Annotated in this window: 10 protein-coding genes and 1 tRNA gene; 2 read left to right on the top strand and 9 right to left on the bottom strand. The window is 49.9% G+C overall.

The features are described from left to right. Positions 1-84: 84 nt before the first annotated feature. Positions 85-1,110 carry a glycosyltransferase family 2 protein gene (locus tag ACR9Y8_RS24900; protein WP_481215962.1) on the bottom strand — a complete coding sequence of 342 codons (1,026 nt, stop codon included), beginning with the start codon at positions 1,108-1,110 and terminating at the stop codon, positions 85-87. Positions 1,111-1,290: 180 nt separating this feature from the next. On the opposite strand from ACR9Y8_RS24900, the gene ACR9Y8_RS24895 reads away from it, so the two are divergent. After that, complete coding sequence (locus tag ACR9Y8_RS24895; protein ID WP_481215961.1) at positions 1,291-2,439, top strand: sensor histidine kinase; 1,149 nt, start codon at positions 1,291-1,293, stop codon at positions 2,437-2,439. 60 nt (positions 2,440-2,499) lie between these two features. Next, positions 2,500-2,583 (top strand) — tRNA-Leu (locus ACR9Y8_RS24890). A gap of 42 nt (positions 2,584-2,625) precedes the next feature. Here the strand turns inward: ACR9Y8_RS24890 and ACR9Y8_RS24885 are convergent. From ACR9Y8_RS24885 to ACR9Y8_RS24850, 8 genes are all read right to left on the bottom strand, one after another. Then, the gene (locus ACR9Y8_RS24885; protein ID WP_481215960.1) at positions 2,626-3,060 is read right to left on the bottom strand and encodes a DoxX family protein; all 435 of its coding nucleotides are present in this window, start codon (positions 3,058-3,060) and stop codon (positions 2,626-2,628) included. Positions 3,061-3,175: 115 nt separating this feature from the next. Next, positions 3,176-4,576, bottom strand: coding sequence for a DUF5005 domain-containing protein (locus tag ACR9Y8_RS24880; RefSeq protein WP_481215959.1), 1,401 nt, complete (start codon positions 4,574-4,576; stop codon positions 3,176-3,178). A gap of 9 nt (positions 4,577-4,585) precedes the next feature. Continuing rightward, complete coding sequence (locus ACR9Y8_RS24875; protein ID WP_481215958.1) at positions 4,586-7,648, bottom strand: SusC/RagA family TonB-linked outer membrane protein; 3,063 nt, start codon at positions 7,646-7,648, stop codon at positions 4,586-4,588. 32 nt (positions 7,649-7,680) lie between these two features. Continuing rightward, entirely contained in the window at positions 7,681-9,390 is a 1,710-nt protein-coding gene (locus ACR9Y8_RS24870; RefSeq protein ID WP_481215957.1) for a RagB/SusD family nutrient uptake outer membrane protein, read from the bottom strand. Between the two features lie 22 nt (positions 9,391-9,412). Further along, positions 9,413-12,322: a SusC/RagA family TonB-linked outer membrane protein gene (locus tag ACR9Y8_RS24865; protein WP_481215956.1), complete on the bottom strand. Its 2,910-nt coding sequence runs from the start codon at positions 12,320-12,322 to the stop codon at positions 9,413-9,415. Positions 12,323-12,332: 10 nt separating this feature from the next. Beyond that, a complete protein-coding gene (locus ACR9Y8_RS24860) occupies positions 12,333-13,295 on the bottom strand; it encodes a DUF4961 domain-containing protein (RefSeq protein ID WP_481215955.1) in 963 nt (320 codons plus the stop codon). Between the two features lie 21 nt (positions 13,296-13,316). After that, on the bottom strand, positions 13,317-13,754 hold the full coding sequence (locus ACR9Y8_RS24855) for a DUF5004 domain-containing protein (protein ID WP_481215954.1): 438 nt from the start codon (positions 13,752-13,754) through the stop codon (positions 13,317-13,319). Between the two features lie 11 nt (positions 13,755-13,765). After that, complete coding sequence (locus ACR9Y8_RS24850; RefSeq protein ID WP_481215953.1) at positions 13,766-15,475, bottom strand: RagB/SusD family nutrient uptake outer membrane protein; 1,710 nt, start codon at positions 15,473-15,475, stop codon at positions 13,766-13,768. Between the last annotated feature and the right edge of the window lie 71 nt (positions 15,476-15,546).

Genomic DNA, 15,546 nt, shown 5'->3' with positions numbered 1-15,546 from the left:
AAGCAATATTTATAAAAAGCTGAAAGCACTATGCAGAACGCTGAACGCTATTGTATTATGCGTTAAGTGCTCTGCTTTAAGCATTCAGCGCTCTAATTCAGAGAATTTTTTACGCCCCAGAAAATAGTAACGCCAGATCATAATACCATGGAACACGCCTTTCATATGCAGCAGTTTCTTCCGCGGCAGTGTATCGCCACTTGGATCGTAACGTTTTTTCCAGCGTAAATAATCACGATAGGCCCGGAAAATAGCCGCCATATCCTTCGGCTTACCGGCCACCAGGCTTTTCACCCCTGCCAGCACGTCAAGAAAGAACCGCTGCGCCAGGATGATCCAGCGGTCTGCGGGATGCAGGTTCTTCCATAACATCATCAGGTTGTTCCGGAAGTTGAGGTACAATTTGCGTGGATTGCCTTGTGGCAGGCTGCCTCCGCCCACGTGATACACCCGGGAATCCGGGCAGTAGGCAATGCGGTAGCCCGCACGCTGGAGGCGCCAGCAGAGGTCCACCTCTTCCATATGCGCAAAGAAGTCGGCATCAAAGCCTCCTACCTCATGGAAACAGCTGGAACGGATGAAGAGCGCAGCACCGGTAGCCCAGAAAACATCCTGGGCATCATCATACTGGCCGGTGTCCTTCTCTGTGGTGTAGAGGATACGGCCCCGGCAAAAGGTATATCCCAGGATATCCATCCACCCGCCGGCGGCGCCTGCGTATTCAAATTCTTCCGGGTCGGCGTAGGCCCTCAGCTTGGGCTGGCAGGCAACAATATCCGGCTGCCGCTCCATCATGGCGATGACAGGCTCTATCCAGTCCGGCTCTACTTCCACGTCCTGGTTCAGCAATACATAGATATCCGCGTGCACCTGCTGCAGGGCCTCATTGTACCCACCCGCAAAACCGTTGTTGGAGGGGTTCTGGATGATCTTTATCTGCGGAAACTGTGTTCTTGTAAAAGCAACACTATCGTCTGTAGATGCATTGTCCGCCACATATAGCTGTAAATTACCATAAGTAGACTTGCATACCGAAGGCAGGAACTTCTCCAGGAAGCTTTTTCCATTCCAGTTTAAAATAACGACAGCTACCGATGGCAATACCGACAAAAGATATTTCGTTTATGCGTGATAAATATTTTTGCGTAGCAAATATAGCGTAAAAGTCCATAGTCCATGGCGCATAGTCCATACTCCCTGCTACGGGGACAGGCCGCCAGCACAACGCAGGAACCGTGCCATGGACCGTCGGCTCCGGACTATGGACTTAAAATATTAACTTAGGCGTAAATGTTTAAACAATACATAGGCTGGAAGTTCGTACTGGTTTCCATGGCGGTGGTCATCATTGTAGCCACCATCTGGTTTGTGAGCAGTTTGTCCCAGCGCATACAGGAAGAAGAGACTAAAAAAGTGGCGACATGGGTGGAGGCTAACCGCGAACTGTTGCAAGCCTCCCCAGATGCCAACCTGAACCTGGCCGTAGAAATAGTGACGACCAATACCACCATCCCACTGATCCTGACCAATGAATTCGGCGAGATCAAAGACAGCCGCAACCTGGATACTGCCAAAATTGCCAGCAACCCCAAATACCTGCAGGAACAGCTGAACATCTTTAAAAAGAAACACCCTCCCTTTATCATGGAGGTGGACGCCAAACAGAAGATCTATAATTATATATATTATGGTGACTCCCTCATCCTGAAACAGGTGCGGTACTACCCCTATATCCAGCTGCTGGTGGTGACCCTCTTCATCGGCGTGGTGCTGTTTGCCCTTTCCTCCACCAACCGGGCCACCCAAAACCTGGTATGGGTAGGACTGGCCAAAGAGACCGCTCATCAGCTCGGCACTCCCCTCTCCTCCATAGAGGCCTGGCTGGAGATCTTAAAGGATAACCCGGATAATACCAACATGGTAACAGAACTGGGCAAGGATGTAGACCGCCTTAAACTGATCACCGACCGCTTTTCCAAGATCGGCAGCGTGCCCAAGCTGGAAGAAAAGAACCTGGTGGAACAGATCCAGCACATGGTGACCTACATTCGCAAAAGGGCGCCCCAGAAAGTGGTATTTACTGTTCACGCCAGGGATACAGATATCCCGGCGATGATCTCCCCTCCCCTGTTCGACTGGGTAGTGGAAAACCTGCTGAAGAACGCCCTCGACGCCATGGAAGGCAAAGGCGCCATCGATGTTTATATAGAAAGTCATCCGGCAGATATTATTGTAGATATTGCTGATACGGGAAAGGGGATCCCTAAAGCCTATTACGAGAAAGTGTTCAAGCCTGGCTTCAGTACCAAAAAAAGGGGCTGGGGGCTGGGCCTTTCACTGGCCAAACGTATTATTGAAGATTATCACAAAGGCCGTTTATATGTGAAATCCTCCGAGCTGACAAAGGGTACCACCTTCAGGATCGTGCTAAGAAAATAGCCGGAATGCATAATAAATTTGTACATTTTGAAAAACATTCTATTTTTGCACCCCAGACCAGCGGAGGTGGCGAAATTGGTAGACGCGCTACTTTGAGGTGGTAGTGCCTGAAAGGGCTTGAGAGTTCGAATCTCTTCCTCCGCACAGAAAAAACAAAACCCGCCGATGTGGCGGGTTTTGTTTTTTTTATTGCAGTACTGCCCTTGCATTCCCAAAATCACCATCCACCACACGGCTGCCACCACGGCCAAAGGCCCCAGCACTCAACAACTTATGATAATACACATAAGACACCACCAATATCGCCATGATCACCAGCGGAAAAATGGCAAAGCTCCCGAAACCATACACCGCTGCATTGCTTACCGCAGCGCAGATCAGGCTGATACCAAATCCTGCATAGGCCCATTCCTTCAGGCGGGCAGGAACAAAAGGAAACACCAGGATGATAGCGCCGATCACTTTAAATACGGTCAGCATTACCCTGAAATAATCGGGATAACCCAGTTTCCTGATAGCTTCCACGGCAAGCGCGGTATGAGAAGTAAGGCCAGGTATCACGCCATCCCACAATACGATAATGATAGTGGCAATCCAGAAGATAACTTTATTCTTTTTCATGGCTTTAAGATTTTTAGGTTTTGTTTGTCTGTTTGTTTAATGCAAAACTATATCGCTTCCATGAATGAGATAATGTCTAAATACGACTATTTGAGGGGGTGATTGCGACATGTCATCATTTCCAATTATATACCCGCACAAAATACGGCCGGTACCTATCCGCACTACCAGGCTTATTAAAATTGCTGTTAAAATCTGTTGGATTGATATTATACGAGATCACCAGCTCCCCTTCCCTGCTCAGTGCATGATGCACAAAAGCATTATAGCTGATGATATCGCCACTATATTGATCCGGGATATGATACAGCGTGCGTTTGTTGGTCCAGGGCCCTACAGGCGTGACGGATTCCAGGATGTAAATGTCCAGTCCAAACAGCATCTGCTGTGATACGAGATAATATTTACCATCTTTGTAGAACACATTCGGCTGTGTAATATCATTACAAACATTGTATTTCACAGGAGTACTGCTCCATCCGTTCGGCCCGTAATATTCCCAGGCTCCGCTCAGGTCATGACCTGCCGCACGCGCCACATACATAAATGAGGTAAGATAGCCGTTCTCCGTGCTGTACATATACGTATACCCATCCTGCCCCCACATGCTGCCAGCACTGTAATTGCTGGAAATGTCCTTGTCTTTCACAATATGATTCAGCCGCATAGATGGCAGATCAAACACCGCCAGGTCAGTGCTCACATGTGCAAAATCCCAGGTACCGTTACCGGTCTTCTTCACATGGCTCAATAACATTTGAAACTGGCCATTATGTACCTGTCCTGCCCCGGGCCAGTACCAGTCCTGGTCTTCAGGCGCGTCACCATATTTGATCCAGGTCTCGCTCTGGTTGGCTGAACCAGGGTTCAAAGGAATAAAGCTCTGTAAAGAAGTATCCAGCTGCAGATGTGCAGCATTGCGGCGCATCACATTATTAGTACGGTTCCTGTCCGTGCTCACCTGTCCAAAAAAGCTGTCCTGGAAAGACCAGAGCAAACGGCCATCCGGCAACAGCGCCGAATAGCAGCCGTCACCGCCATTCCAGTGCTGGTAACGGGTAAGGTAATCATTGTAATCCAGGTCACTGTATACAGTAACCCGCGGGTCCCACCTGCCGTTATTGGGCAACAGCTGCAGGCGCGGCCCTTTGGCCATTTCGCTTTCTTTCCGGATGCGCACATACCAGCTCTTGGTAATGCCTGCTTCAGAGGTGACCTTATACGTATAGCGGTTGCCGTTAGCAGCAAAATCTACTTTCACGCCGGGCGCCGGTAATACTTTAGCTCCTTTGGAAACGCTTACCATGGGGCTGATAGCCTGCAGGTCCAGCTCATCTTCCGCCCATACGGTGATGGTTGCCGAATCCGTTTCGTTCACAATCTCCGCTTCGCCTATCTGCCCTGTGGGCAGCCTGAAAGAAAGAATAGCGCGCTCCTGGCTCTTATATCCTTCCAGCGGATCTTTTACACAAAAGGAGAACAGGCTGCTTGTCAGCAGCAATAATACTTTGCTCATTATGCTGTTTTATTTAAAACCGATTTGGATACCGAGGTTTACCACACGTTGGTTGATATAAGCATCACCGGCGCTGTTACTTGCTACTTCGGGGTCCTGCTGGTATTTATCATAATTGGTCCAGGTTAAAAGGTTGTACGCGCTCAGGTAAAGGCGTGCATTGTTCAAACGTCGCGGCAGCCAGCGGCTGGGTAGCTGGTATCCCAGGTCGATGGTTTTCAGGCGTACATACCGCGCATCAATCAGCCAGAAATCCGACATATAGGTACGTGCGCTGTTAACCGTCGTTGGATTGCTGGTGAGGCGCGGAAACGCTGCATTGGCAGCATGCTCCGGCGTCCATCTTTCCTGGTGAATAGGCTGGAACTGGCTCTGGAAAGTTTCAATACCAGTGCCCACCACGCTGAAGCTATAGCCGAAGGCCCCCTGGAAAAGCAGGTTAACGCTGAAGCCTTTGTAATTAGCCCCCAGGTTAAGCCCCAATACGGTATTAGCCAGGTTAGGCCTGCCGATAGGACCACGGTCATTGTTGTCGATCACACCATCACCATTGATGTCCTTGTATTTGAGATCGCCCGCCTGTATGGGATATTCGCTGAGCGGCGTGGCAGGTTTATCATGCGCATTGGCCTGTATCTTGTCTATATCTTCCGGTGTGTAGTAACCGATAAAAGTATAGCCAAAAGGCTGATCGATCGGCAAGCCCGTTTCCCGTAGCCAGGGATAAGCTGGTTGTGCTTCATCTCTGAACAGCACCTTGTTCTTAAAGTACTGGAACACTAAACTGGTATTAATATTCACCTGGCGGATGCTGGTGCGGTAGTTGATCTGTCCGTCAAAACCTTTGTTGCTGGTCTTGGCTACATTGGTCGGACTAAAGCCAATACCCAGCATATCAGGCACAGAGCCTTTACGTACCAGCTGATCATAGCGGATATCGTGGAAATAATCCACCGTAAAAGAAAGCCGGTCATTGAACAGGTTCACATCAATGCCCACATCTGCTTTCCTCGCCTTCTCCCAGGTCACGTCCAGGTTGCCCAGCTCTCCTTCATAGATAGATTCTTGTTGCGTATCGTTCTCGCCGAAGGAATAACCGCCGCCGTAAAAATACTCCTGGCGGTATAGGTAGCGGTTACCCGATGTAACATCCGATCCCACCACGCCATAGGATGCACGCAGTTTCAGCAGGCTTACAGATTTTATATGATCCTTAAAAAACGGCTCCTGCGATATGCTCCAGCCCACTCCCACCGCAGGGAAGAAGCCATTCCTTTTCTTTGCCTGGAAGCGGTCCGAACCATTGAAAGCACCGTTGATGTCCAGCAAATATTTCTGTTTATAATTATAGCCTGCCTTGAAAGAAAAGCCCCTGAAATTAGCAGGGATGTCTGATTTAAAAGCATAGCTCTGCCTGTTATACAAGGCCAGCCCATTTACGGCATGATCGCCAAAAGTACGGTCATAGCTCAGAAAGGCCTGCGTGTTTACATTGCGGCTGTAAAGATCGGTAGTGCCTGTTACCCGGTATGCCTGCAAACGGTAATTGCCGCGGGGGTCCAGGGTATAAGATTCGTCAATAGGGTTATAATGAAAGGACGGCGGCTCTTCGGGGCGGAAGAGATTTCTTGAGTATTGCTCTATACCCGCGTAAGCTACGCGCGCAGTGAAAGACAATCCTTTGGTCATGAAGTCGAGCTGTTGTGTAGCGCCAACCAGCACATTAAAGTCTGTTCGCTTGCTGCGGCTATAACCTCCATTAGCCAGCCTGGCATTGATAGTGGGCAATTTATCTTTCGTATCTGCGGCGAAAGCATAGCTGCCATTCGGGTTCATCATCGGGGCCGAATACGGATGGATCTTTTCAAAATTATACACTTCTGACACCACATTGGCGGCATACGGCTGGTTGATGTCGCCAAAACGCGCAGTAAGGTCTACCCGTAAGGTCAGTGTCTTAGTGGCCCGCATATCAAAGTTGGAGCGCACATTATACCGGCGGAAGAAATAATTCGTGTTCACTTCATTTCTCGGATCAGAGAAGTCTTTTACCAGGCCGTTCTGTGTCAGGAAGCCACCGGATATAAAGTACTTCACCGCTTCTGTGCCGCCGGAGATATCTATATTGGTATTCGCCTGGTAAGCATGTTTTTTGAAGATAGCGTCATACCAGTTGATGTTAGGATGACCATAAGGATCTTTACCGTTCTGAAATAGCTCCAGGTCTGCTGCGGTGAACATCGGCGCTAAGCCATCATTCTTATAGGCCTCATTCACCAGTAAGGCCGTATTGTAGGCATCCAGGAACTTCGGTGTCTTTACGGGGGATTGTTGCCCGGATTCCAGGCGGAGATTGACCTGCGGCCGTCCGTTCTTTCCGCGCCGGGTAGTAACTACCAATACGCCGTTGGCGCCTTTGATACCATATATTGCGGTAGTAGATGCATCTTTCAGGATGGAAATACTTTCTATCTCGTTCACATTGATTTGCTGTAACTGGTCATAGGAGTACTCAATATCATCCACGATAATGAGCGGCCTGTTACCATCGCTGTTCAATGAGCTCACTCCTCGGATAAAGAAATCTGATGCATCCCTTCCCGGCTGACCGGAACGTTGTTGCGATACAAAGCCCGGTAGCTTACCCATCAGGGTATTCTGTACATTGGCCGTAGGAACATTCCTGATCTCCGATCCGGTAATGGCGCTCACCGCACCGGTGTTGGTGATACGCCTTGCCTGGTTAAAGCCAACTACTACCACTTCGTCCAGTCCCTGCGTAGAAGGCTGCAGCACTACGTCAATGGAAGACTCGCCGCTAACATCGACCTCCTGTCCGGTAAAGCCGATCAGCTTTACGATCACGGTATGGGAACGGCCCTTCAGCGTCAGTTTGAACCTGCCGTCTGAGTCGGCGATCACCCCGTTGGCAGGCATGCCCTTCTCCGAAATAGCAGCACCGGGCAGCACACCATTCAGGTCCTTTACAGTGCCACTGATAGTCTTCTGCTGAGCCATTAACGACAATGGCGCAACAGCCAGCAGCAGTAAAAACAGTATAATATTTTTCATCTTCTTCTTTGATTTCTTGTAAGGAATAAAACTCACCATCCGGGATTCTGGCGCATGTTATCATTCTTCACTACTTCATCGTAAGGAATAGGATAGAGATACATTTTCGGTGCAATGAACACAGGTTTGAACACTTCCACTATGTTGTAGTTGAATACCGCTGATTCTTTCTGGATACTCATTCCATGCAGCGGCTTTCCGTATACCTGCGCCGCAATCTTCCAGCGGCGGATATCCCAGAAGCGATGCTCTTCAAAGGCCAGCTCTATCCGCCGTTCATTTCGGATCGTATTACGCATTTCTTCCGTGCTCATACCTTCCTTTAAGCCGTACATGCCATTATCGCCGGCAGCAATGCCTGCGCGGGCACGCAGGTCTTTCAGCACCTGGTACACTGCTGCAGCAGGCCCGTTATATTCATTCTCCGCCTCCGCGAAATTCAGCAACACTTCGGCATAGCGAAACATGATCCAGTCATGACTGATATTGCTGTACTGTGTAGCGTTCTCAAAATCCCCCATGAACTTGCGCATATAATAAGCTGTTTTAGTGCCCGGTTCTGCACCGCTGGAAATGTGCTGCCCACCCTGGAAGGTTTGTATCTCCGTATTCAGCCAGCGTGCACCATTATACAGCACGCTCATGCTCAGGCGCGGATCGCGGTGCGCATAAGGATCATTGGAATTATAGCCAGATAAAGGATCTGTGATCGGCAAACCAGCATCAGTAGGAAAGGCATCCACTAATTCCTGCGTAGGATTAGTACGGCCGCGTGCCACCTGTGCAAAACCAATAGGCCCGTTGGTAGTTTCAACACCGGTATTGTTGCCCCCACCTTGTCTGAAGAAGATCACTTCGCTGTTTTGCTGCGTAGTAAAGATGTGCTTGAAATTGGGCAACAGTGAAAAAGTATTTTCATTGATCAGATCCCGCGCTGCATCAGCAGCCAGCTTCCAGCGCTCTTTGTCATAGTTGGTATACCCTGTAAGCACATTGCCGGGCTCTATATTCTGCCCATTGAACAGCGGACTGGCAGCATACAAGAGCACCCGTGCTTTTAAGGCCAAAGCAGCCCCCCTGGTAACACGGTGGCTGTTCAGCTCCGGCGCTACTACAGGATTAGGCCGCAGGCTGTCTTTGATCGCATCACATTCGCCTACGATGTATTGCACACAATCTGCAAAGGAACTACGCGGCACCTGCACATCATCTCCCAGTTCTCTTACCTTATCGCCCATCAGCGGGATACCGCCATAACGCTTCAGCAATTCAAAGTAGAACAGGGCCCGTATAAAACGCGCTTCTGCCTTCCAGGCATAGCGGATAGAACTGCCGTTAGGCAGCTTCTCCTTCACCGGTGATACATCTATATTGGAAACAAAAATACTGGCAGCCCGGATAGCAGCATAGGCGTTGTTCCAGGGCGTTTCATCAGCAATAGTAGCATAGGAGGTAAATGCCCCTGTAGCCAGCTGCGATACGCTCGAGGTGCCGCTAAGACCGGAGATCGCATCGTCTGATGCAGCGTCCAGCAGATCACCCCCTACGCGGTTATAGCCGCCTGGCAACTTCGAATAAATAGTATTCAGGAATTTATTGGCGTAAGTACCCAGGGAATCATCTTTGTCAAATACATATTCTATGGTCACTTTTTCAAGCGGGATTGCTTCATAATCCTTTCTGCAGGCCAACAGCGAAATAAGGCAGCCGGCCAGTAGGAACATTATGCGGGATTGCTTCATTGTGCTTTATTTAGATGGCTGACTAGAATTTAATATTGATACCGGTGTTCAACACCCGCTGAATGGGATAGGCGCCCACTCCCACTTCGGGATCTACAAAATCATATGCAGCATGGGTGAACAGGTTCTGGGCATTTGCAAATACCTTTACGTTGCTCAGCCGCAGGCGGTGCATCCACGCATAAGGCAGGTTATAGGCAATGCTCAGGTTCTTCAAACGGAAATAACTGCCATTGCGCACCCAGAAAGAGGAGCTGGCCTTATTGTAGTTATGATTAGCATCAGCCGTCAGGCGCGGATAAGTTGCCGTAGTAGCTGTTTCAGGTGTCCAGCGGCCGGTGATCTGCTCATAGGCCTGGCCATAAGTGAAGTTCACGAACTGGAAGCCCATCTCTGTCGCAAAATTGGCTACATAATTTGTCCGGTTGCCCACCCCTTGCAGCAAGGCGCTTATTTCAAACCCTTTCCAGGAAAGACCAGCAGAGATACCATAGTAAATGCGGGGCTTGAATGTACCGATGGGAGCTTCATCAAACTGGTTGATCGTGCCATCACCATTCAGGTCCTTATATCTGATATCCCCGGGTATCGGTTTATAACCGGCAATGGTGGCGCTGCCTGCAGCTTCTTCAGCCGACTGGAAAAAGCCGTCTGCTATATATCCGAAGCGCATGCCCACCGGCATCCCGGTTCTTTTGTTCCAGTCATAATCGCGGCGCTGCTCATCCATGAACACTACTTTGCTTTGCTCTATGCTGCCATTGGCGGTAATGAAATAATTAAGATCATCCACCCGGCCCTGGTAGGTGAGCGTGAGTTCTCCGCCATAGTATAGATTAACGCCGATATTTTCCGGGGGATAGCTGGCGCCCGATAAGGCAATGCTCTTTCCTCTTATTTGCAAGAGGTCCGCATAACGGTCATGATAATAATCTCCCGTTATCTGCAGCTGGTTATCGAACAGCGATACATCGATCCCTATATCGAGCTTACGCGCCGTTTCCCAGGAGATGTTCACATTAGCCAGTCCATTTTCCTGGAAGCCGGATGCAGGAGAACGGGCAGTGCCCTGTTCATAGATACCGCCACCTACGCCGTTGTTCTCGCTGAAATCCTGGCGCCAGATGTAATAGCCCGAATTATCAATACCGTTTCCCGTATGTGCATAGGTAGCTCTCAGCTTCAATTGGTTCAGCCAGTTTGCATGGCCCTTGATAAAGTGCTCCTGCGCCATATCCCAGCCAACACCACCGGCAAAGAAAGTCCCGTATTGTTTACCGGGCATATAGCGGTTGAAGCCGCTCCTGTTCAGTGCTCCTTCAATAAAATATTTGTCGGCATAATTGTAGGCTATTTTACCCGAGAGATTCGTTGACTTGCCGGGCAGGTCATAGTTATAGATCGTTTGCCGCCTGTCGGCCAGCACTACGGCATTTACTCCATGCAAGCCAAACTGCCTGTCATAGTTCAGTGATAATTGCCCGAAAAAGTATTGTGCATTAAAAACAGTAATGAAATCATTCTTCTGTGTGATCGCCTGACCATACTTGGTATATGAGGTATCACCTTGTGCAACCGTCATGCGGTATACCAGCTCGCGCTTGCTGCGATCAAAGGCGTTCGCCGATTGTATGGACAGGTTGCCCTTACCTTTTACAGAGAGCCCCGGCAGCCAGTCGCCCATATCATAGCGCAGGTCTATATTCGCCATCACGTCTTTACTGTTGTCCTGTATATAGCCACTGTTGATGGTTTGCGACAGCAGATTGGTCGTCAGGTTACCCGTGCCTCCCCAGCTGCCATTGGGATTATGGATAGGATATGCTACATTGGGTGTTGCCAACAGGTCTGACAGCAGGCTATTAATACCTGCGCCAGGTTGTGTGCCTTCCTGCAGGCGGCCAAAGATCTGCATACCTACGTTCAGATGAGCGCTTACATCAATATTCACATCCGTATTAATGAGGTAGCGCTTTAAACCAGCATTGGTATTGTAGCTATTAGCAGGCGAGGTTTTGAAGATGCCCTGCTGATCGGTATAGTTCAGGGATACAGAATAACGGGCTACATTGCCGCCACCGTTAATATTCAGATTGTAGCGCGACAGGGGTGCATTATCGCGTAATATCGCATCGTACCAGTTTACGTCCGGGTGCGTAGCCGGGCTTGTCTGATCACGGAAGGCAAGAAAGTCCGCTTCCTTGTAAAGCGGCGCCTTGCCATCATTCTGCAATGCTTCATTCAGCAGGTAAGCATACTCCCAGGCATGCAATGGTTTGGGCAAATTTAATGATTGCTGTATACCTGTTTGTGCGGTAAACGATAAACGCGGCTTACCCGGGCGGGCGCGTTTGGTGGTCACAAGTAAAACACCGCGCGAGCTGCGCTGGCCCAGCAGGATGGTGGACAAGCCATCTTTCAGCACAGAGATAGATTCAATATTCTCCGGATCGATGGAAAACACATCCCGCTGTACACCATCCACAATCGTTACCGGCACCTGTCCTCTCAGCCATAAATTCATTTCCGTATTGTCGCTCGGCTCCATAGCGCCGGGCTTCGGAATATTACCTACAAATATGTCTACATCAAAGTTATTGCCTGTACCGGGATTGCGGAAGCCGCTGGTCTGCTGCGTATACAGCCCCGCCAGGCGTCCCGGCAATGCATAGGCATATAAGGTGGCCGGTGTGGTAGACAATTGGTTGGTATATACCGTAGCGATGGAGCCCACTATACTTCTACGCGAAACCTCTCCATACAGCACGGGTATACGTTGAGGGGAAGGGATGAACAGATCGTCCGTACGGAGCATCAGCGTGCTTGTATCGCTGGTAACCGCGCCGGGCTGTTGACCCTGCGCCTGCACATAAAACGGAAGCGTCAGGCAGCTAAGAATAAAAATATATCGTTGCATGTAGCGGTAAGCCATTGTATCAGTTTTATTGGCATTTGAATGTGTACACAAAAGGATTAGCGGTATTGCTAAACCCAACCTTTACGGTACCGGTAGCATCTGTAAAGAAGTATTCGATCTTTTGCAATACCTGCCCATCCTGCACCTTGAAGAATGAACGTGGCCAGAAGGTGATGGCGGATTTATTACCGGTACATTTTTTCAGCTTTGAAGCGTCCGTTTGTGTACAGGCTTCCAGCACCTGTCCATCACTGGTGTAAGCCTTCGCGCAGAAGTAAATGCTGCCCACACCACTCAGGGGGGTTTGCACTACATCCGGGTCAAAGGCCACGGTAATAAAGTCATTGTCGGTAGCCGTACCGGGCGTAACCGCTGCTATCTGCGGGTTACAGAAGTCTATCAGATCGCCCTGACCATCTGTGATCATAAAACAATCCTTAAACTGACACTTGTAAACATTATTGGAACCAAATACATCGCTGAGCCCCTCAGAGCTGGTGCCCAGGAAGTAGCCGGTCTTAAATTGCGTGTTCTCCGGACCCGCTTTGGTCACGATCGTAACATCGATCGTTTCCTTTACGCCTTGCGGCACATTGTAAGCCTGCTCAGTCCAGAACACCACCCACTCCAGGTCGTCCGTCATAAAATTGCCGCCCATACCAAAACGCTCTTTCAGGGCTGCAGGCCAGTTCTTTCCGTTGGAAGGTTCTATGGTCGATGGCACCGGCACCATTTTACCATCGCCATAGGTGGTGGTAGTATAAGTGATCGTTGAATTAATGGCTGCCTGCCAGCTTTTAGGCGCAAGGAAACCGATGATCAGCCGCACGTTTGAGCGCCCGCCGTCTGCCACATCAATGCGGTTATGCATGACAATGGTCAGGTCCTCTCCTGCCTTCGCGGATGAGGGCTGATCCACGCCGTCAAGGAATACGCAGCTAGCCAGTAAAAGCAGGATCAGGCTAAGGCCGTATGAATATTTTTTCATTTCGTGGTGTGTTGGATTGGATTAGGGTGCTACTTTTTCAAGCGTGTACAGATAAGTGTTGGCAGCGCAACCCGGACTGAAGGTCAGGTTCAGGTTACGCTTTCCGTTCACTACCGGGTAAGTAAAGCTGGTGCTTGTTTCCGCGTTCACGCCCGTTTGCTGAAAGCTCAGGCGGAACGGGTATTTCGGATCATCCAGCTTATAGCTGCCATTCCTGCTCACCACGAAAGGCAGCGGGTTTTCTATGGTGTATTGCCCATCCGGATTAAAGTGGATCCTGAATTGTGTAAAGTCTGTTAGTGCGGTGATGTCTACACCATTACGCATGGCTTTGGTAATGCGCCAGGCGCCGGAAATGTCTTTCGGCTGCTCAGGCACCCGTATTTCATCGCGTTTGCACGCGTGGATGATCAGCAAGAGCACCATCATCGTTAAACATATCGGAAATCTTGATTGCATGCTTGAATGTTTTACCAGGAAGGGTTTTGTGTTAACTCAGGTGATTTTGCCGTTTCGCTTTGCGGGATAGCCCAGAGATACATGGCCGTCCGGAAATTGTGCTTGCGTACCGGGAAGATGGTATAGCTTACAGTACTTCCGGCGCGCCTTACTTCCATTCCATTCATCATCTTCGTTTCTGTTTGTTCGGCGATCTTCCATCTTCTCACATCCCAAAAACGATGGCCTTCAAAGGCCAGCTCCACTCTCCTTTCTGCGCGGATGGCTTCCCGCATCTGCTCCCGGCTAAGGCCTGCGGGCAGCTGGTAAGGCGATAGCCCCGCACGTTTACGTACCAGTTCTACCGCATCATATACTTCCTGCACAGGCCCTGTATACTCGTTAGTAGCCTCCGCAAAATTCAGCAGCACTTCAGCATACCGGATCAGCGGAAAACAACGCTGACTGCCATGGATAAAATTGGCCGCGATATTTTCATCCAGCATTTTATTGGTATAGTAACCGGTAGGAGTACCTGCATACACAGCATCCTGGCTCACGCCTTTGCCATCGCTGCCGAGGTAAATATTCACCGGCTCCTTCAAACCGTTATTCTGTATCAGCAATGTCTGATCGCGTATAATAGAATAAGCCAGGCGTGGATCCCGGTCTTTATAAGGATCATTGGGATTATAACCAGCGGCCGGATCCGTGATCGGCTTACCATTAGCCATGCCAAAAGCATCTACAAAATTCTGATAGGGAAAACCGCCATGCGCGCCATCACGGGAGGGTGGCTGCCAGGCTGTTTCCAGCTCGCGATTGCCTCCCTGCATCCTGGCCAGGATATACTCGGGGTTCACCCGCATGGTAAACACCTTGTAAAAGCCATAACCAGGCGCCGTTGTATTGTCTTCGTACAAGGAGTAGGCATTGCTGTGCATCACGGCGGCAGCAGCATCCGCAGCCAGTTTCCAGCGCTCTGCTACATTATCCGTATAACCGGTAACCGGGTTCTGCGGAGCAATGTTTCCGCCATTAAAGAGCGGACTGGCAGCATACAACAGTACCCTTGCTTTTAGCGCCATTGCAGCGCCGCCACTGGCCCGGCCATAGTCTTCCCGTATCCGTTCCAGGGGCAGGGCTCCGGCTGCCGCATCACATTCCGAAACGATGTAATCCACGCATTCCTTATAGGTATTACGAACAGCCGGGATCTTATCCGTTGTGTTAAACACGGAGTCGCCGAGCAGCGGAATACCGCCGTAATGCTTCAGCAGGATAGCATAGTACCACGCTCTCAGGAAACGGGCTTCTGCTTTCATTACATTACGGACATGCGATGGAATAGGCGTTTGCGGCAGGTGCTTCAATAAGAGGTTTACCCGGCGGATGTTGGTGTAAGGCAGGTCCCAGGCATCTTTGCTGATAATGGAAGGATTCACCGTGCCCGTGGCAAATTGCACAGAGGTAGTGATCGAGGCCGATTTCTGCGGTTCTGCCTCATCGCAGGCAGCATCCAGTCCGCCGTTACCGAAGCGGGTAGCGTTTTCGGTAAAGCCAATGTCAACGTAAATGTTGGTAAGGAATGCCACCGTACGGGCACTGTCAGAAAATACGGTTTGCTCGTTCAGGTTAGTAGTTTCCGTCTGGTCCAGGAAGTTCTTCTTACCGCAGGAAAGCAGGGTAAGGATCCCCAGGCATAGGCAGACAGGAATAGCGAACATGCTTTTCAGTCTCATAACGTACATACGTGGTAGCGTTCAGCTTTTGGTGATAAAATTTGCTGTCCCTACCTGTTATGACACGTGAA

The sequence above is a fragment of the Chitinophaga sp. SVR4-12A genome, from assembly GCF_056754765.1.
Note: the sequence above shows the minus strand (reverse complement) of the source record. Positions and strands in the feature narration are given on the sequence as shown.